General features: G+C 67.9%; 12 protein-coding genes. 2 read left to right on the top strand and 10 right to left on the bottom strand.

Features of this window, described 5'->3' with window-relative positions; genetic code table 11:
• Window positions 1–215 precede the first annotated feature (215 nt).
• The 8 genes from ACFSL4_RS11235 to ngcE form a co-directional block, all read right to left on the bottom strand.
• Window positions 216–1,511, bottom strand: coding sequence for a sugar ABC transporter permease (locus tag ACFSL4_RS11235; RefSeq protein WP_381081201.1), 1,296 nt, complete (start codon window positions 1,509–1,511; stop codon window positions 216–218).
• A complete protein-coding gene (locus tag ACFSL4_RS11230) occupies window positions 1,508–2,299 on the bottom strand; it encodes an ATP-binding cassette domain-containing protein (protein ID WP_381081199.1) in 792 nt (263 codons plus the stop codon). Before ACFSL4_RS11230 ends, ACFSL4_RS11235 begins: the two co-directional genes overlap by 4 nt.
• 178 nt (window positions 2,300–2,477) lie before the next feature.
• Window positions 2,478–3,578 (bottom strand): substrate-binding domain-containing protein, encoded by a 1,101-nt coding sequence (locus ACFSL4_RS11225; protein ID WP_381081211.1) that lies wholly within the window; start codon window positions 3,576–3,578, stop codon window positions 2,478–2,480.
• A 133-nt stretch (window positions 3,579–3,711) separates the two neighbouring features.
• On the bottom strand, window positions 3,712–4,911 hold the full coding sequence (locus tag ACFSL4_RS11220) for an ROK family transcriptional regulator (protein WP_381081197.1): 1,200 nt from the start codon (window positions 4,909–4,911) through the stop codon (window positions 3,712–3,714).
• 299 nt (window positions 4,912–5,210) lie between these two features.
• A complete protein-coding gene (locus ACFSL4_RS11215) occupies window positions 5,211–5,510 on the bottom strand; it encodes a hypothetical protein (protein ID WP_381081195.1) in 300 nt (99 codons plus the stop codon).
• A gap of 94 nt (window positions 5,511–5,604) precedes the next feature.
• Window positions 5,605–6,540: a carbohydrate ABC transporter permease gene (locus tag ACFSL4_RS11210; protein WP_381081193.1), complete on the bottom strand. Its 936-nt coding sequence runs from the start codon at window positions 6,538–6,540 to the stop codon at window positions 5,605–5,607.
• A 15-nt stretch (window positions 6,541–6,555) separates the two neighbouring features.
• Entirely contained in the window at window positions 6,556–7,491 is a 936-nt protein-coding gene (locus tag ACFSL4_RS11205; protein ID WP_381081191.1) for a carbohydrate ABC transporter permease, read from the bottom strand.
• 76 nt (window positions 7,492–7,567) lie between these two features.
• Window positions 7,568–9,016 (bottom strand): N-acetylglucosamine/diacetylchitobiose ABC transporter substrate-binding protein, encoded by a 1,449-nt coding sequence (gene ngcE / locus ACFSL4_RS11200; protein ID WP_381081189.1) that lies wholly within the window; start codon window positions 9,014–9,016, stop codon window positions 7,568–7,570.
• Between the two features lie 459 nt (window positions 9,017–9,475).
• On the opposite strand from ngcE, the gene ACFSL4_RS11195 reads away from it, so the two are divergent.
• Window positions 9,476–13,279 carry a GH92 family glycosyl hydrolase gene (locus ACFSL4_RS11195; RefSeq protein WP_381081187.1) on the top strand — a complete coding sequence of 1,268 codons (3,804 nt, stop codon included), beginning with the start codon at window positions 9,476–9,478 and terminating at the stop codon, window positions 13,277–13,279.
• A gap of 313 nt (window positions 13,280–13,592) precedes the next feature.
• On the opposite strand, the gene ACFSL4_RS11190 is transcribed toward ACFSL4_RS11195, so the two are convergent.
• Window positions 13,593–14,681: a lytic polysaccharide monooxygenase auxiliary activity family 9 protein gene (locus ACFSL4_RS11190; protein WP_381081185.1), complete on the bottom strand. Its 1,089-nt coding sequence runs from the start codon at window positions 14,679–14,681 to the stop codon at window positions 13,593–13,595.
• Between the two features lie 345 nt (window positions 14,682–15,026).
• Here ACFSL4_RS11190 and ACFSL4_RS11185 point away from each other — a divergent pair, with 345 nt between their 5' ends.
• Window positions 15,027–15,392 carry a hypothetical protein gene (locus ACFSL4_RS11185; protein ID WP_381081183.1) on the top strand — a complete coding sequence of 122 codons (366 nt, stop codon included), beginning with the start codon at window positions 15,027–15,029 and terminating at the stop codon, window positions 15,390–15,392.
• Between the two features lie 278 nt (window positions 15,393–15,670).
• On the opposite strand, the gene acnA is transcribed toward ACFSL4_RS11185, so the two are convergent.
• On the bottom strand, window positions 15,671–18,385 hold the full coding sequence (gene acnA / locus ACFSL4_RS11180) for an aconitate hydratase AcnA (RefSeq protein WP_381081181.1): 2,715 nt from the start codon (window positions 18,383–18,385) through the stop codon (window positions 15,671–15,673).
• Window positions 18,386–18,664: the final 279 nt, after the last annotated feature.

Raw genomic sequence — 18,664 nt, 5'->3', positions numbered from 1 at the left:
ACCTGACGCATGAAGGCGCGGCCCGGACCCGCGACCAGGCGGTCGTGGGTCCGGGCCGCGCCACTCCCCGTGGAGGGACTCCCGCGCGGGGCCGCGGCCCGGAAGCGGGCTGATCCGGCGTGAACGGGCCCGGCGGCCGGTCCGCGGCCGGCCCTCGCCGGCCCATCGCCGACGGGCGCCCGCGCTCCTGCCCACGGGCGCCCGGCAGCGGAGCGTTACGCGCGGCCGGCCGTCTTCTGCGTCTTGCGGGTGACGGCGTCGATGACCACGGTCGCCAGCAGAACGCCACCGGTGATCATGTACTGGACCGGCGAGGCGATGCCCTCCAGGGCGAGGCCGTACTGGATCGACACGATGACCAGCACACCCAGCAGCGCGTTCCAGGTGCGCCCGCGGCCGCCGAAGAGGCTGGTACCGCCGATGACGGCCGCCGCGATGGCGTTCATCAGCAGGTCACCGCCGCCCGCACCCTGGTTGGCGGACGCGATCTTCGAGGCGATGAACAGACCGCCGATCGCGGCGAACGTGCCGGAGATCGCGAAGACCGAGATCCGCACCATCTCCACGTTGATACCGGCACGCCGGGACGCCTCGACGCTGCCGCCGAGCGCGAAGACCTTGCGGCCGTACGGGGTGCGGCGGAGCACGAAGTCGGTGATCAGCAGAATACCGATGAAGATCACCACGGCCAGCGGCAGACCCTTGTACTGGTTGTAGACCGCCGCGACGGCGAAGGCGACGACCGCCAGCAGCGCGGTGCGCAGGATGGTCTCGCTCAGCGGCCGGGACGGCACACCGGCGGCCTCGCGCCGCCGGTTGCCGAGGAAGGAACTGACGAAGTACAGCACGGTGACCGCGATCGCCAGCCCGTAGGCGGCGGCCACATCGGAGAAGTAGTAGCTGGTCAGCTTGGCCACGAGGCCGTCGCTGTTCAGGTTGATCGTGCCGTTGTCGCCCAGGATCTTGAGCATGAAGCCGTTCCAGAACAGCAGACCGGCCAGCGTGACCGCGAAGGCCGGCACGCCGATCTTCGCGAAAAAGAAGCCGTGGATCGCGCCCGCGGCCGTGCCCGTGAGGATGGCCAGCACGAAGGCCATCCACTCGGTCATGCCGTGGGTGATGTTCAGGACGGCGAAGGTGGCACCCGCGACACCGGAGACGGAGCCGACCGACAGGTCGATCTCGCCGAGGAGCAGGACGAAGACGATACCGACGGCGATCATGCCCGTGCCGACCATGGCCACGGAGATGTCGGAGAGGTTGCCCGCGGTGAGGAAGTTGGAGTTCAGGCTCTGGAAGATGATCCAGATGATGGCGAGGCCGATGACGACCGGGATGGATCCCAGGTCGCCGGCCTTCATCTTGCGCTTGAACTCGGTGAGGTAGCCCGCGAAGCCGCGTTCGCGCACCAGCAGCCGCGGGTCGACGGCGACGTCGGCGCCGCCGGCCGCCTCGGGGTTCTCCACGATGTGGCTCTCGGGGGGCGTGGAGGTCTTGTCGATGCTGCTCACTTCTTGATCTCCCCATTGCTGCGCGCCGCACGACGGGTCACGGCGTTGTCCGTGGCGCCGGTGATGGCGGAGATGATCTCTTCCTGGGAGGTCGACTTGACCTCGAAGACGCCGTTGTTGCGCCCCAGACGCAGCACCGCCACCTGGTCGGCGACGGCCTTCACGTCGGCCATGTTGTGGCTGATGAGGATCACGGCGTGACCGCGTTCACGCAGCCGCTCGACCAGGTCGAGGACCTGGGCGGTCTGCTCCACGCCGAGCGCCGCGGTGGGCTCGTCGAGGATGACCAGCTTGGGCTCGCCGAGCATGGAACGGGCGATCGCCACGGTCTGGCGCTGACCACCGGAGAGGGAGGCGATCGGGATGCGCACGCTCGGGATGCGGATCGACAGCGTCTGGAGCAGCTCGCGGGAGCGGCGTTCCATCTCCACCTCGTCCAGGACACCGCGCTTGCGGATCTCGCGGCCCAGGAAGAGGTTGCCGACCACGTCGATGTTGTCGCACAGCGCGAGGTCCTGGTAGACCGTCGCGATGCCCAGGTGCTGGGCGTCGTTCGGCTTGCTGATCTGTACGGGCTTGCCCTCCCACTCGATGACGCCCTCATCGATGGGATGCACGCCGGCGATCGTCTTGACCAGCGTGGACTTTCCGGCGCCGTTGTCACCCACGAGGGCGACCACCTCACCGGCGTGGACCTCAAGCTCTACGTCGGTGAGCGCCTGAACGGCACCGAACCGCTTGGAGACCCCGCGCAACGCCAGCACGGGCGTAGCGGACACGTGAACCATCTCCTTCGCCGCCTGACCCGGCGGAAGGTTGTTTCAAGAAGTTTGGGAGTGTTCCGTCCGGCGCCCCGCACGAGCTTGCGGGGCTGGTGAGCACGGGGCGCCGGACGAGCCTTCGCGCGTCGGCCCCGTACGGAGATTCAAGGGCGGATTTCCGTACAGGGAAAGGACGCGCAGCCGATTACTTCAGGCCGATCTTGTCGCAGGCCGCCTTGTACTGGGCGGTGCAGATGTCGGCGACCGTGTAGACGCCGTCCTTGATGACGGTGTCCTTGATGTTGTCCTTGGTCAGCGACTGGACCGGGACCAGGACCGACGGGATCTGCTTGTCGGTCGGGCTGTCGACCTTGTCCTTCGCTATCGAGTCGAGCGACTTGCCCTGGGCGAGCGCGACGGCCATCTCGGCGGCGGCGTCCGCCTCCGGGATGTACGGCTTGTAGACGCTCATGTACTGGTCACCGGTGACGATGCGCTGCACACCCGCGAGCTCCGCGTCCTGGCCGGTGACCGGGACCTTGATGCCCGCGGCCTTCAGGGCGGTGATGATACCGCCGGCCATGCCGTCGTTGGCGGAGTAGACGCCGATGATGTTCTTCTTGCCGAGGGCGGAGATGGCGCCCTCCATGTTGGCGTTGGCGTTCTCCGGCTTCCACTCCTTGGTGTCGTACTCCTTGCCGATGTTGACCTTGCCGTCGAGCACGGAGTGGGCGCCCTGCTTGAACTGGGCGGCGTTCGGGTCGGTGGAGGACCCGTTCATCATCACGATCTTGCCGGACTTGGCCTTGGAGCCGAGGGCCGCGAGGAGGGCCTCGCCCTGCGTCTTGCCGACGGTGACGTTGTCGAACGAGGTGTAGGCGTCGATCGGGCCCTGGGCGAGGCGGTCGTAGGCGACGACCGGGATGCCGGCGTCCTTGGCCTTCTGCACCGAGCCCCTGATGGCCGCGGCGTCGACCGCGTCCACGATCAGGACGTCCACCTTGTTGGTGATCATGGATTCGACCTGCTGGCTCTGCGTGGTCGCGTCCTGCTTGGCGTTGGCGTAGACGACCTCGCCCTTGCCGTTCGTCAGCTCCTTGATCTTCTTCTCGATCAGCGGGCGGTCGAACTTCTCGTAGCGGGCCGTCTGGTTCTCGGGAAGGAGCAGACCGACCTTGATGTCGTCGCCCTTCTTCTTGGCGCCCGACGACGAGGAGGAACCGCCACCGGACTCCTTGGCGCTGCCACAGGCAGCCAGCGTGACGGCCATCGCGCCGGCGGCAACGGCAACGGCGGCACGACGCATGCGCATGTTCACTTCACAAACCTCCCTGACGAGGCCGCGTCGCTGCGGCCGAGGTGGCTGGAAGTCAACTCGGCCACACGTGCGACGTCAAGAAGTAAATCCTTAACGAGATGGCAACGGTGCCATCCGTTCTCTAAGTGAAGGCAGGGGCCGCCGCGGGAAGCGTGCCGTCCAAAAGGGTTGAATCACCCATCTCGCTGAGCGCGAGCGCAAGCGCTCCGAGCACCTCCGCACGACCCCCGAGCGCCCCTGGCAACACCGAGAGCTGACGTGCGGCACTGGGGATCGCGTACCGGCCGACCGACTCCCTGATGGGCCCCAGAACCAGTTCCCCGGCCTCGGCGAGATCACCGCCAAGGACCACTCGGCTCGGGTTCAGCAGATTGCAGAGATTGGCGACTCCGCTGCCGATGTGGCGGCCGACGTCGGCGATCACCCGACGACAGCCCGGATCACCGTCCCGCGCCAGCCTGACCACGCCCTCCATGGTCAGATCGGTGCCGTGGCTGGACTGGAGCAGCGGCAGGACGTAGCGCGCCGCCGCGAAGGTCTCCAGACAGCCCCGGTTGCCGCAGCGGCACACGGGGCCGGATTCATCAAGGGTAATATGCCCGATTTCCCCCGCGGTGCCGCCGGGGCCGCGGTAGATCTTGCCGTCGATCACCAGTCCGGCGCCGACACCGCTGGCGACCTTGATGTACGCCAGGTCCTTGACCCCGCGGCCGCTGCCCCAGACCAGCTCGCCGAGCGCGCCGAGGTTGGCGTCGTTGTCCACGTACACCGGCACGCCGAGCCGCCCCCGCAGCTCCTCGGCGGGCTTGGCGCCGGTCCAGCCCGGCAGGATGGCGGTGGAGCCGAGCGTGCCCGACTCCACATCGATCGGGCCGGGCACACCGAGGCCCACACCCGCGATCTTCGACCGGTCCACCCCGGTGGCCTCGATCAGCCTGCTGACCAGCTCCTCCGCCCGGTCGAAGCCCTGCGCCGCGGAGGCGTCCACATCCAGCGGCTCGGACTCCTCGGCGAGCACCTGATGGGCGAGGTTCCCGATCGCGACGCGCAAATGGGTGTGCCCGAAGTCGACACCGATGACGATGCCGGCGTCGCCGCTGAGGGAGACGCTGCGCGCCCTGCGGCCGCCCGCCGACGTGGGCGTGACCTCGACGGTCCCGCCTTCCTTCAGTTCCCGCACGATATTGGAGACCGTGGCCGCGGACAGGCCCGTCGCCCTCGCGATCTCCGCCTGTGTGAGCGACCCGGCAAGGCGCACCGCGCGCACGACGCGCTCCAGATTTGCACGGTGCAGCGACGACTGCGACCCCGGAGTCTCCATCGACCCATCCACTCCTGCCTTCAGCACCGGCGGCCACGATGCCGCCCGTGTGACCCGGATCACGGCAACGGAACCCGGGTCACTTACAAGTTATGAACTCCAAGCTCCGCTGAACGGGTCACCGCAGTCAAGACCTTGAGGGAAATCGAGGGAGAACAGCGACGCGATCATGCGAACGCCGGCGTCCTCCCCGTTCACAGGGAGGACGTCGGCGGGAGTGATCGCAGAGTCGTTCGAGCTTTGCCAAGGGGCCGCGGGGGCGCAGTCGTACGGGGCCTGTGCCGGCCCGCGGGCCCGGTCTACCTGACCGGGCCTTCGTCTTCTTCCCCCGGCTGTTCGTCGGGTCTGTCCAGGATGGCCTCCCGGGTGTACCGAGGGTGCCCTGGGGGCGGAGCCACCACCCCGGGGGCCATGAGTTCGGCCAGCAGCCCGCTCAGGTCGTCCGTGGACAGCGCCAGGCCCAGCGTCTGCACGATGCGCAGCGCACAGTCCCGGACGGCCTGGGCGTCCTTCCCGGGCGCCGCCGTGCTCCTGATCTCGTCGCACACCCGGCTGAACTGCTCAGGGCTGATCGTCGGCCGGCCCACCGGTTGCCCCATGGTGCGCTCCTCCCGGAAGAGCGGGCCGTTCCACCCGCTCTTCCAGAAAGCGCCCCGCACACCCCGACGGCAACCGGAGAGAGCGACGGCGCGGCTACTTCAGCGTCGCCGAGGTCAGACCGGCCTGCACCTGACGCTGGAAGGACAGGTAGACCACCAGCATCGGGATCATCGCGATGGTCACGCCTGCGAACAGAACGGGGAGGTCGGAGGCGTACCCCTGCTGTTGCTGCAGCTGGATGAGGCCCTGGGTGAGGACGTAGCGCTCGGGGTCCGAGCCGCTCTGCGGCTGCATCAGGACCGTCGGGAGGATGAACTGGTTCCACTGACCCAGCGTGTTGAAGATCCCGACGCTGATCAGACCCGGCTTCGCCATCGGCAGCATCACCTGGAAGAAGGTCCGGGTGTGCGAGGCCCCGTCCAGGATGGCCGCCTCGAAGACCGCCGTCGGCAGTGTCCGGAAGAAGGCGTGCATGAAGAACACGGTGAACGGCATCGAGTACGCGATGTAGACCAGGATCAGCCCCTGGTAGGTGTTCAGCATGTCCAGCCGCTTGACCATGAAGAACAGCGGGACCAGGGCCAGGAAGACGGGGAACATCGCGCCCGCGACGAAGAAGTAGTAGAGGAGCCGGTTGCCCCAGAACCGGTAGCGGGCGAGCACGTACGCGGCCATCGAGCCGAACAGCATCGTCAGCGGCACGGAGAACACCAGCACGATGACGGTGTTCAGGAAGTAGTCGCCGATGCCCTTGTCCCAGGCGCGGCGGAACACGTCGAAGGACCAGGCGTGCGGCCAGCCGAAGGCCGAGCCGCCGATCTGCGCGTCGGTCTTGAACGAACTGATCACCAGCCACAGCAGGGGCAGCACGATCAGCAGCGCCCACACGGCGAGGAAGCCGTGCGAGAAGACGTTCAGGACGATGCCCTCGCTGCGCCGGTCACCGGGGCGGGCGGGTGCCTTGCCGGCCGAGGGCTGCGGGGGGACGGTGCCGCCGGTGACGGCCGTTTCCTTCAGGGGTGCGCTCATCGTCGTCTCTCCCGCTCAGAACTCGATGCGCTCGCGGCGGGTGGCGCGCAGCGTGACCACGGACAGGATCAGGGTGAGCAGCAGCATGACGACGCCCATGGCGCAGGCGTAGCCGCTCTTCCCGTAGTAGAGGAAGTTGCGCATCATCACGGTGGACATGACATCGCTGTGGTGATCGGGCCCGCCTCCGTAGGCGCCCATGTTCTGGGTCATGGAGGAGACCAGGACGAACATGTCCATGGCCACGATGCCCAGGTACACCCACGCCGTCTGCACGGTGTCCCACAGCAGCGGCAGGGTGATGCGGAAGAAGGACTGGGAGCGGCCCGCGCCGTCGATGAGGGCCGCCTCGTAGACGTCTTTCGGGATGGACTGCATGGCGGCCGAGAACAGCACCAGATAGAAGCCGACGCCGTGCCAGACCACGACCAGGATCAGCGCCCACAGCACCATGTTCGGCTCGTTGAGCCATTCGACGGGATTGCTCGCGTCGACCAGGCCGAGCTTGATCAGGAAGCCGTTGAGCAGACCTCCGCCGTCACTGCGGTAGACGGCGTTGAACAGCACGGCCAGAATCGCCAGCGACAGGACCTGCGGAAAGAAATAAATGATCTTGTAGAGCTTCGATCCGGCCACGCCCTGGACACCGCCGGCCCGGCTGCGCCCGCCCGCGTTCACCATGAAGGCGAAGAACAGGGCCAGCAGAATGGTGATCACCGGGATGAAGACCAGGAACAGGATGTTGTGCCAGATGGCCTGGAGGAAGACATCGTCCTGGAACAGCGCCCGGTAGTTGTCCAGGCCGACGAACGAGAAGGTCTGCGACTGGCCCTTCCAGTCGGTCAGCGAATAGCCGAACGTCTGGATGTACGGCCAGATGACGAAGATCAGGTAGAGCGCCACGGGCACGAAGAGAAATCCCGCGACGAACCTGTACTGCCCTTTGCGCATGGCGTTCCTGCCCCTGGTGTGCCGTTCCGGGCCGGACGCGGACGTCCGGCCCGGAACGCGGTCGGTCGAACGAGCCTCAGTCGTGGTGGTTCTTCTTGCTGGCCGGATCCTTGGCCTGCTTGTCGACCGCGGCCTGGCAGCGCTTCAGCCATTCCCTGGGCTGGATGCGCTTGGCCATCAGCTCGTTGGAGGCGTTCTGGAGAGCGGTGTCCATCTCGCTGTACCAGTCGGGGTAGAGGTAGCGGAAGGTGTTGGAGCCCGCGGCCTTGGACGCCTCGACCGTGGACTGCGTGCCCGGGCGCAGTGTCACGCTGGAGTCGACGCCGTCCTTGAGGATGGTCAGCGAGTTGGCCTGCTTGGCGAACAGCGTCGACCACTCCTTGGAGAGCATGCGGCGCATGAACTCCTTTGCCGCGGGCAGGTTCTTCGCCTTCGCGGGGATGATGAAGGGCTCACCGGAGCCGGCGCGGATCGCCTCGAAGGGCATCTTGCTTCCGGCCAGCAGCGGCATCGGCAGGAACTTCATGTCGAAGTCGGACGGGGTCTGCTTGAGCTGCTCGTTCTCCAGCCAGGAGCCGCAGGTGATGAAGGCGGCCTTGTACTGGTTCCAGCGGGTCTGCGACTCGGTGTGGGTGAGGCCGTTGGTGCCGGGCATCAGCAGGCCCTTCTCCACGACCTCGTAGACCGCCTCGATGCCCGCCTGCGCGGCGTCGGACCCGACGAATGCCTTCGGGTCGAGGTTGTCGATCGCCTTCACGGCGTCGATGCCGCCCTTCTTGGCGATCATGTCCATGATGGCGACATTGATGTAGTACGGGTACTTGCCCTGGTGGGCGAGGCCGCCGATGCCCTGCGACTTGGCGTCCTTGCAGATCGCGAGGAAGTCGTCCCAGGTCTTGGGCGCCGTCCAGCCCTTCTCCTCGAAGAGCTTGCCGGAGTACCACAGGCCCCACACCGTGTAGATGTAGTTGAGGGCGACGACCTTGCCCTCCTGGACGCCCGGGTCGAGGGTGCCGGGGATGAGGGTGTCGCGGACCTTCTTGGCCGGATCGTCGACGGACGGCGCGTCGAGGACCTCGGCGAGGTCGAGCAACTGGCCGTTCTTGTACAGCACGTCGACCTTGATCTGCTGGGCGCCGGAGTCGTCCACGATGTCCGGCGGGTTGCCGGCGTTGAAGCGCGGCTGCAGTTTGCCGGTGATCTCCTGGGTGCCGGTGTGGGTGGAGGTGATGCCGAGCTGCTTCCGGTAGTCGGCCTCCCACGCCTTGGCGTAGTCGTCGCCGTAACCGCCCTTGAAGATGACGACGTCGAGCTTGCCCCCCTTGGCCACACCGAAGGGGTTCGTCTTCGACGTCTTCCCCTGGGTCCCGTTGTTGCTGGAGTTGCCGCCCCCGCCCCCGCTGGCACACGCCGACAGGAAGCCCATCGCGGGGACGGAGATCAGACCGAGCGCGGCGGACCGCTTGATCAGATCGCGGCGGCCTACGCCCTCGGGGGTGGTGTTCGCTCCGGAAGTGGATCCCATGCTCAAGTCCTCGCCTTCTCCAGGACTCAGGCGGTGAACCGGATCCTCCCGGCACCGCGGTGATGGTGAAGCTGGGGTCGTGCACGAGGGATTCGGTGGAACGGCACGGCAGTCGGTCGTGCCCGAAACGGTGCGCCGCCTCCCGAATTCCCCCCGGTCGTGCCTGTCCACAGCCGCCGTACCGCTTGATGACTGCTGCCCGGACGCCGACAGGTATAGTCCACTTTCCGTCAACGGAGCAAGATCGAACGCAAGGTTGGCGGTTTGCTTTTCCGAGTTGAGACCTCGCGGAAATACGGGATGTCAGTACGGCCCCCGAACGGGATATCCACCGCATAGGGCCCGAATGCCACGCTCAACACCCTTGACATCACTGGTCACTTGACCACCTACTGGTCCTTGCGCGACGAAGTGACAACGTTGTCCATTTCCTTTACGGCGCAGGGAGGGTGCTCGCGCATGCAGCACAGATCTCGGCACAGATGGTCTCCTACGGCGGTCGCGGCAACGGCCGCCTTCGCATTGCTGACGGCCGGGCAGGGCACGGCAGAAGGACTGCCCGCCCGACCGGCGTCCGTCGACCGGGAGTTCACTTCCTCGTTCGAGCCGGACGATCCGCCCCCGACATGGCTGAACACGGTGGACACCGCAGCGGACGGCACGAAGCGGGCGTCCGGCGTAGACGGAGGGTACACCACGGGCATTCCGGGCAATGTGACCGACGAGGTCACCGATGTCCGGGCCAGCGCGGAGAACACGGGCGCCGGCGAGGTCAAGGAGAACCTGGTCGACGGCGAGCCGGGCACCAAGTGGCTGACCTTCGCACCCACGGGCTGGGTGGAGTTCGACCTGGACGCACCGGTCAAGATCGCGACGTACGCGCTCACATCGGCCAACGACTACACGGAGCGGGACCCGGCCGACTGGACGCTCCAGGGCTCGACGGACGGGAAGGACTGGAAGACCCTCGACACGCGCACCGGCGAATCGTTCGAGGAACGTTTCCAGACAAAATCCTATGATCTCACCGAGCCGACCCAGTATGCGCACTTCCGGATCGACTTCACCAAGAACCACGGCGCGGGCATACTTCAGCTCGCCGACGTGCAGTTCTCCACGGGCGACAGCTCCCCGCCCGCACCCAAGGACATGCGCTCGCTGGTGGACCGCGGCCCGAGCGGCTCCCCCACAGCCAAGGCGGGCGCGGGTTTCACCGGCAGACGGGCGCTGCGGTACGCAGGAACGCACCAGGCGGACGGACGGGCCTACTCGTACAACAAGATCTTCGATGTGAACGTGGGTGTCACGCGGGACACCCAGCTGTCGTACCGGATCTTCCCGTCGATGGCGGACGGAGACCGGGACTACGACGCCACGAACGTCTCCGTGGACCTGGCCTTCACCGACGGCACCTATCTCAGCGGCCTCGGAGCGCTGGACCAGCACGGCTTCCCGCTGAGCCCGCAGGGGCAGGGCGCGTCGAAGGCGCTGTACGTCAACCAGTGGAACAACGTGGTCTCCCGGATCGGCTCGGTCGCGGCCGGGAAGACCGTGGACCGGATCCTGGTGGCGTACGACGCACCGAAGGGGCCGGCGCGATTCCGGGGCTGGCTGGACGACATCTCGATGAAGGCGGCGCCACCGCAGCGGCCCAAGGCGCATCTGTCCGACTACGCGCTGACGACCCGCGGCACCAACTCCAGCGGCGCCTTCTCGCGCGGCAACACCTTCCCGGCGACGGCACTGCCGCATGGCTTCAACTTCTGGACGCCGGTGACCAACCCGGGCTCGCTGAGCTGGCTGTACGAGTACGCAAGGGCCAACAACACGGATAATCTGCCCACCATACAGGCGTTCAGCGCGAGCCATGAGCCGAGCCCGTGGATGGGTGACCGGCAGACGTTCCAGGTGATGCCCTCGGCCGCGTCCGGCACCCCGGACACCGGCCGCACCGCGCGGGCGCTGCCCTTCCGGCACGCCAACGAGATCGCGCGTCCTTACTACTACGGCGTGACCTTCGAGAACGGCCTCAAGGCGGAGATGACGCCGACGGACCACGCGGCCGTGCTGCGCTTCACCTATCCCGGCGACGACGCGAGCGTGCTCTTCGACAATGTCACGGAGCAGGCCGGGCTCACCCTCGACAAGGAGCACGGGATCGTCACCGGCTTCTCGGACGTGAAGTCCGGGCTGTCGACCGGGGCGACCCGGCTGTTCGTCTACGGCGTCTTCGACGCCCCGGTGACGGACGGCGCGTCCTCGGGGGTCAAAGGGTATCTGCGGCTGCGGCCGGGCGCCGACCACACGGTCACCCTCCGGCTCGCCACCTCGCTCATCGGCATCGACCAGGCCAAGGACAACCTGCGCCAGGAGATCCCGGACGGGACGTCCTTCGACACGGTGAAGGCGCACGCACAGCGCGCCTGGGACCGGCTGCTGGGGCGGATCGAGGTGGAGGGCGCCACGGCCGATCAGCTCACGACGCTCTACTCCTCGCTCTACCGGCTGTACCTGTACCCCAACTCGGGTTTCGAGAAGGTGGGATCGGCGTACCGGTACGCGTCGCCCTTCTCCCCGATGACGGGCCCCGACACACCCACGCACACCGGGGCGAAGATCGTCGGCGGCAAGGTGTACGTCAACAACGGCTTCTGGGACACCTACCGCACGACCTGGCCCGCCTATTCCTTCCTCACCCCACGCCGGGCGGGCGAGCTGGTCGACGGCTTCGTGCAGCAGTACAAGGACGGCGGCTGGACCTCGCGCTGGTCATCGCCCGGCTACGCGGACCTGATGACGGGCACCTCGTCGGACGTGGCGTTCGCGGACGCCTATGTGAAGGGCGTGAGGTTCGACGCCGAGGCCGCCTACGACGCGGCGGTGAAGAACGCGACGGTCGACCCGCCGTCGTCCGGGGTCGGCCGCAAGGGCATGGCCTCCTCCCCGTTCCTCGGCTACACGACCACCGCCACCGGGGAGGGCCTGTCCTGGGCGATGGAGGGCTATGTCAACGACTACGGCATCGCCAGGATGGGGCAGGCGCTGTACAAGAAGACCGGCACGAAGCGCTACGAGGAGGAGTCGGCGTACTTCCTCAACCGCGCCCGGGACTACGTCCGCCTCTTCGACGCGAAGGCCGACTTCTTCCAGGGCCGTGACGCGCGGGGCGACCGGCGGGTGGACTCGTCGGCGTACAACCCGCGCGTGTGGGGCTACGACTACACGGAGACGAACGGCTGGGGCTACGCCTTCACGGCCCCGCAGGACAGCCGGGGCCTGGCCAACCTGTACGGCGGCCGCGCCGGGCTGGCGGACAAGCTCGACCGGTACTTCACGACGCCGGAGACGGCCTCACCCGAGTTCGTGGGCTCCTACGGCGGTGTCATCCACGAGATGACGGAGGCACGTGACGTCCGGATGGGCATGTACGGGCACTCCAACCAGGTGGCCCACCATGTGATCTACATGTACGACGCCGCCGGGCAGCCGTGGAAGGCGCAGGCGAAGGTCCGCGAGGCCCTTTCCCGTCTGTACACCGGCAGCGAGATCGGACAGGGCTACCACGGCGACGAGGACAACGGCGAGCAGTCCGCCTGGTACGTGTTCTCGGCACTGGGCTTCTACCCCCTGGTGATGGGCAGCGGCGAGTACGCCGTCGGATCACCGCTGTTCACCAGGGCGACGGTGCACCTGGAGAACGGCAGAGACCTGGTGATCAAGGCCCCGGGGAACAGCCCGCGCAACGTCTACGTCCAGGGCCTGAAGGTGAACGGCCACCGGTGGACGTCGACGGCGCTGCCGCACGCGCTGCTCTCCCGGGGCGGGGTGCTGGAGTTCGACATGGGTCCGCGGCCGTCGGCCTGGGGCACGGGGAAGAACGCGGCACCGGTGTCGATCACGCGGGACGACAAGGTGCCCTCGCCGCGCGCCGACGTGCTGAGGGGTGAGGGCCCCCTCTTCGACGACACGTCGGCGACGGACGCGACCGTGACGAGCGTGGACCTGCCGGTCACGGGCCGCACCCGGGCGGTGCAGTACACCCTGACGTCCTCGGCGGACCACACGAAGGCACCGGCCGGCTGGACCGTCGAGGCGTCCCAGGACGGCACACACTGGGGGACCGTTGACCGCCGCACGGGAGAACCCTTCGCCTGGGACCGGCAGACCCGGGTGTTCTCGATCCCGCGTCCCGGCGCGTACACGCACTACCGCCTGGTCCTGAACGCGGAGTCGACCCTGGCGGAGGTGGAGCTGCTGGCCTGACGGCACCGTGGGACAACGGGAGGGCGCGGAGATCCCTCCGCGCCCGCCCCGCTCGCGTTCCGCCCGCCGCGCGTCCACGGACACCCGCGCCCTCCCCGGCGGGTCAGCCAGACGGGTGAACGCCCTTGACACCGTTGTCCATTGAGGGCGTACAGTCATCCACAGACCATGTTCGACAGGTGCTCGACAACGTTGTCGCATCCATCGGTCACCCACAGACCACGTTCCGTCCGTTCCGGCCCTCTCCCCCGTGGGCCGGAACGGCTCGCGGACCGGGTGGCGCACACCCGCCACCCGGTCCGCCCCGAGCGTCTCAACCCACCTGGCAGGAAAGGCTGGTCGCCGGATCGCCCCCCGGGCCCCGGACGACGTATCCGAACGTCGTGCTCTCGCCCGGATCCAGTGCCCCGTTCCAGTCGGCGTTGTGCACCATCACATCCTGGCCCTGGTAGGTGGCATTGCCGTTCCAGAGGCTGTCCACCGACTGCCCCGTGGGCAGCGTCCAGTCGATCATCCAGCCGAGCATCGGCACATCACCGGTGTTGGTGACGGTCACCTCGGACTGGTAGCCGTCGGCCCAGCTGCCGGTGGTACGGCGCGCCGCGGAGCAGGCGCCCGGCGGGGGCTCGGTGGGATTGCCCGGGTCGTGAACACCCGTCACCTCACCGTTGCCGCCGTCGAAGACGACGTCGGAGCAGGAGTAGAAGGTCTCCGCGCTGTCCGAGCGCTGCCAGACCATGTAGATGATGTGGCGGCCCGACTTGTTGTCGGGGAGCTTGCCGGACCACGAGTAGTGGGCCTCGACGGTGCCCGGCGTCCCGTTCAGCGGCGGGTGGTCGGCGGTGAGGAACGGCTGGTCCTCCATGTCGTCCCAGGTGAGCGGTTTGGACGGGTCGAAGCCGTCCTTGGTGAGGTAGACACGGAACCAACCCGGGTGAGCGGCCCACGCGTTGTACGAGAAGTCGACCGTGGCGCCGGAGGTGAGGTGGGTGAGCGGCCAGTCGTCACGGGGCAGGTCGAAGCCGGCGAAGTTGGTGTTGCCGCCGCTGCACAGCTGTCCGTCGGGGACGAAGCCCCGGGTGCGGCCGGCGCCGTCCGAACGCAGCACGGAGAACCAGTTGTAGAACGGCGTGGTGCCGCCCGTCTGCTGCGCGGCCTTGCAGGCCGGATTGACCGGCTTGATCTCTCCGGTGTCGGTGAGCGCGTCCTGCCAGCACAGGAAGGTGCGGCTGCCGGGTTTCATGGGGGTGCCGTGCGCGGCGGCCTTCCCGCCCGCAGCGACGACCAGGCCGAGGGCCGGGAGCGCGGTGAGCAGAGCGAGGGCGATGAGGAGGAGGGCCCCGCGCCGGGTGGGAGAGAGTAATCGCCGGGGATGAGCCGTCGAGCTGTTTGGTAGGTACATGACAATCTCCTCCATGTCCTCGATACGACGGTCGTGCCGGAAGGGGTGCCGAGCAGGAGCGCGCCCGCGCGATCCGGGCGGGTTCCGGTCCACCGGGACCACGAACCCAATGGGAGCGCTCCCACTCTCTGTGCGTGAAGCTAGCGCGCACAGCGCTCCCTGTAAACGTCTGACGCACAAGGGAGCGGCGGTCCCGTCGTGTTCGCACCTGCTCGGGGCAACGCCGGTGTCACGAGGGTCACTCGTGGGGGCGGTGTCGGCCTCCCCCGGCGGCGCGCGGGGCAACCCGAGTGCTTTTGTGGTCATCTACCTGTACGAACGCAACGAGCGGGGAAAGGGCGGGCTGTGCACGGTTCCGGCACGGACGGTGGCCATGACACGGACACCGCCGGTTCCTGGTGGGCGGCCGCGGCGGCGAACCTTCTGATCGGGACGGTCGCGATCGTCCCGGGCGTGTGCGTCCGGTGGCTGCTGACCCGATACGTACTGGCCGGTTGCGCCAACGGGGTGGGCTGCGGCAGGGGATCACCCGACAACACGGTCGGCATGGCCCTGGGCGCGGCACTGGGCAGCGCGTTCGTCCTCGGGATGGTGCTCGTGGTGGACGTCCTCATGCCCTGGCAGGAGGGCAGACCGCTGGGCCTGTACCTGCGTCTGACGACCCTGGTCCCCGCGCCCTTCGCGATCGCTCAGGCGGCCGGGTGGATCTGAGGGGTGCCTGGACGCCGTCCGACGGCCCCAGGTTGGATCAACTCGCCCCGGGGATCACCCTGTTTACGCAACCAGCCGCCGTAGGCGCCCCACGGGGCTTCGTCGCCCGGGCGCTCACGCAGCGTTTGTTCCAAGACCACGACTTCCATGCGAGCCGCCCTGGGGACGGCCGCTGACCGTCAGGCCGACGGCGTGCTCCGCCCCCTTCTCCCGCCCGAAACGGCAGCGGGCCGCGGCCCCGTCGCCGGGGTCGCGGCCCAACCGCCGTACCGGATCCCTTACTTGCGGATGAGGCTGCGCAGCACGTACTGCATGATGCCGCCGTTGCGGTAGTAGTCGGCCTCACCGGGGGTGTCGATGCGGACGATCGCGTCGAACTCGACCCCGGTGTCGGTGGTGACCTTGACCGTGCGCGGGGTGGTGCCGTTGTTCAGCTCCTCCACACCGGTGAAGGAGAAGGTCTCCTCGCCGGTCAGGCCGAGGGACCCGGCCGAGGCGCCCTCCGGGAACTGCAGCGGCAGGACGCCCATGCCGATGAGGTTCGAGCGGTGGATGCGCTCGTACGACTCGGCGATGACGGCCTTGACGCCGAGGAGTGCCGTGCCCTTGGCCGCCCAGTCTCGGGACGAGCCGGAGCCGTACTCCTTGCCGGCCAGGACGACCAGCGGGACGCCCTGCTCGATGTAGTTGCGCGAGGCGTCGTAGATGAAGGAGACCGGGCCGCCCTCCTGCGTGAAGTCACGCGTGTAGCCGCCCTCGGTGCCCGGCGCGATCTGGTTGCGCAGGCGGATGTTGGCGAACGTACCGCGGATCATGACCTCGTGGTTGCCGCGGCGGGAGCCGTAGCTGTTGAAGTCGCGGCGCTCGACGCCGTGCTCGGTGAGGTACTTGCCGGCCGGGGTGTCGGCCTTGATCGCACCGGCCGGGGAGATGTGGTCGGTGGTGACGGAGTCGCCCAGCTTGGCCAGTACACGGGCGCCGGCGATGTCGGAGACCGGCTCCGGGTCCATGCCCATGCCCTCGAAGTAGGGGGGCTTGCGGACGTACGTCGACTCCGGGTCCCACTCGAAGGTGTTGCCGGTCGGGATCGGCAGCGCCTGCCACTGCGCGTCGCCGGCGAAGACGTCGCTGTAGGACTTGGTGAACATGTCCTCGCCGATGGCACTGGCGACGACCTCGTTGACCTCGGCCTCGCTGGGCCAGATGTCCGTCAGGTGGACCGGGTTGCCGTCCTGGTCGGTGCCCAGGGCGTCCCTGGTGACGTCCACCTTCATGGAACCGGCGATGGCGTAGGCGACGACCAGCGGCGGGGACGCCAGGTAGTTCATCTTGACGTCGGGGTTGATGCGGCCCTCGAAGTTCCGGTTGCCGGAGAGGACCGAGACGACGGCGAGGTCGTGGTCGTTGACAGCCTTGGAGACCTCCTCCGGCAGCGGGCCGGAGTTGCCGATGCAGGTGGTGCAGCCGTAGCCGACGAGGTTGAAGCCGAGCTTGTCGAGGTACGGGGTCAGGCCGGCCTTGTCGAAGTAGTCGGTGACGACCTTGGAGCCCGGGGCGAGGGTGCTCTTCACCCACGGCTTGCGGGTCAGGCCCTTCTCGACCGCCTTCTTGGCCACCAGCGCGGCGGCGACCATGACGTACGGGTTGGAGGTGTTGGTGCAGGAGGTGATGGCCGCGACGGCCACCGCACCGTGGTCCAGCTCGTAGGTGGTGCCGTCGGGGGCGGTGACCGGGACCGGGTTGGCCGGTACGCCGTTGTGGACGGCCGGGGCGTCGGAGGCCGGGAAGGACTCCTTGCCCGCCTCGTCGACGGTGTCGACGTAGTTGCGGACGTCCTGCTTGAACTGCTCGGCGGCGTTCGCCAGGACGATTCGGTCCTGCGGGCGCTTCGGGCCGGCGATGGAGGGGACGACCGTGGACAGGTCGAGCTCCAGCTTCTCGGAGAACTCCGGCTCTGCCTTCGGGTCCAGCCAGAGGCCCTGCTCCTTGGCGTACGCCTCGACGAGGGCGACCTGCTGCGGGGAGCGGCCGGTCAGGCGCAGGTAGTTGAGGGTCTCCTCGTCGATCGGGAAGATCGCGGCGGTGGAGCCGAACTCCGGCGACATGTTGCCGATGGTGGCGCGGTTGGCGAGGGAGGTGGCGGCGACGCCCTCGCCGTAGAACTCGACGAACTTGCCGACCACGCCGTGCTTGCGGAGCATCTCGGTGATGGTGAGCACCAGGTCGGTGGCGGTGGTGCCGGGCTTGAGCTCACCGGTCAGTTTGAAGCCCACCACGCGCGGGATGAGCATGGAGACCGGCTGGCCGAGCATCGCGGCCTCGGCCTCGATGCCGCCGACGCCCCAGCCGAGGACACCGAGGCCGTTGACCATGGTGGTGTGCGAGTCGGTGCCCACCAGGGTGTCGGGGTACGCCTTGCCGTCGCGGACCATGACGACGCGGGCCAGCTTCTCGATGTTGACCTGGTGGACGATGCCGGTGCCCGGCGGGACGACCTTGAACTCGTCGAAGGCGGTCTGGCCCCAGCGCAGGAACTGGTAGCGCTCCTTGTTGCGGCCGTACTCCAGCTCGACGTTCGCCTTGAAGGCGTCGTTCGTGCCGAACTTGTCGGCGATGACGGAGTGGTCGATGACCAGCTCGGCCGGGGCCAGCGGGTTGATCTTCGCCGGGTCGCCGCCGAGCTCCTTGACGGCCTCGCGCATGGTGGCGAGGTCGACGACGCAGGGCACGCCGGTGAAGTCCTGCATGATCACGCGGGCCGGCGTGAACTGGATCTCCTGCGACGGCTGGGCCTGGGAGTCCCAGTTGCCGAGGGCACGGATGTGGTCGGCGGTGATGTTCGCGCCGTCCTCGGTGCGGAGCAGGTTCTCCAGCAGGACCTTGAGGCTGTACGGCAGGCGGGCCGAGCCCTCCACCTTGTCCAGCCGGAAGATCTCGTACGACTCGTCGCCCACCTGCAGCGTGCTGCGGGCGTCGAAGCTGTTCGCCGACACGACAGTCTCCTTCATTGATGTGCGCGTACCACCGCAATCCTGCCGCCACGACGCCTCGGCCGGTTCGGTAAGGTAAGGCTAAGTCAGGTAATCCTTACCGCCGGGGCGGCTGCGGTGCACCTCGGCAGATATCTCGATGTCGAGATAACTCTAGTACATGGGGGCCGGATGGTCATGCGGGACCCGGTTGTCCGCTGTCGTGCAATCGTGTCGTGCAATCGAGGCGTTTGACAGCGAACCCGGTCGCTCTGGCTTCCTTGCCGGTGGACCCAGGCGTGC

Source organism: Streptomyces caeni (assembly GCF_042678285.1).
Lineage (GTDB): Bacteria > Actinomycetota > Actinomycetes > Streptomycetales > Streptomycetaceae > Streptomyces > Streptomyces caeni.
Note: the sequence above shows the minus strand (reverse complement) of the source record. Positions and strands in the feature narration are given on the sequence as shown.

Excerpts from the sequence above, each read along its gene's own strand:
- ACFSL4_RS11205 (WP_381081191.1), bottom strand. The coding sequence starts at position 7,491 with ATGCGCAAAGGGCAGTACAGGTTCGTCGCGGGATTTCTCTTCGTGCCC.
- ACFSL4_RS11210 (WP_381081193.1), bottom strand. The coding sequence starts at position 6,540 with ATGAGCGCACCCCTGAAGGAAACGGCCGTCACCGGCGGCACCGTCCCC.
- ACFSL4_RS11215 (WP_381081195.1), bottom strand. The coding sequence starts at position 5,510 with ATGGGGCAACCGGTGGGCCGGCCGACGATCAGCCCTGAGCAGTTCAGC.
- ngcE (WP_381081189.1), bottom strand. The coding sequence starts at position 9,016 with ATGGGATCCACTTCCGGAGCGAACACCACCCCCGAGGGCGTAGGCCGC.
- ACFSL4_RS11220 (WP_381081197.1), bottom strand. The coding sequence starts at position 4,911 with ATGGAGACTCCGGGGTCGCAGTCGTCGCTGCACCGTGCAAATCTGGAG.
- ACFSL4_RS11225 (WP_381081211.1), bottom strand. The coding sequence starts at position 3,578 with ATGCGTCGTGCCGCCGTTGCCGTTGCCGCCGGCGCGATGGCCGTCACG.
- ACFSL4_RS11195 (WP_381081187.1), top strand. The coding sequence starts at position 9,476 with ATGCAGCACAGATCTCGGCACAGATGGTCTCCTACGGCGGTCGCGGCA.
- ACFSL4_RS11230 (WP_381081199.1), bottom strand. The coding sequence starts at position 2,299 with ATGGTTCACGTGTCCGCTACGCCCGTGCTGGCGTTGCGCGGGGTCTCC.
- ACFSL4_RS11190 (WP_381081185.1), bottom strand. The coding sequence starts at position 14,681 with ATGTACCTACCAAACAGCTCGACGGCTCATCCCCGGCGATTACTCTCT.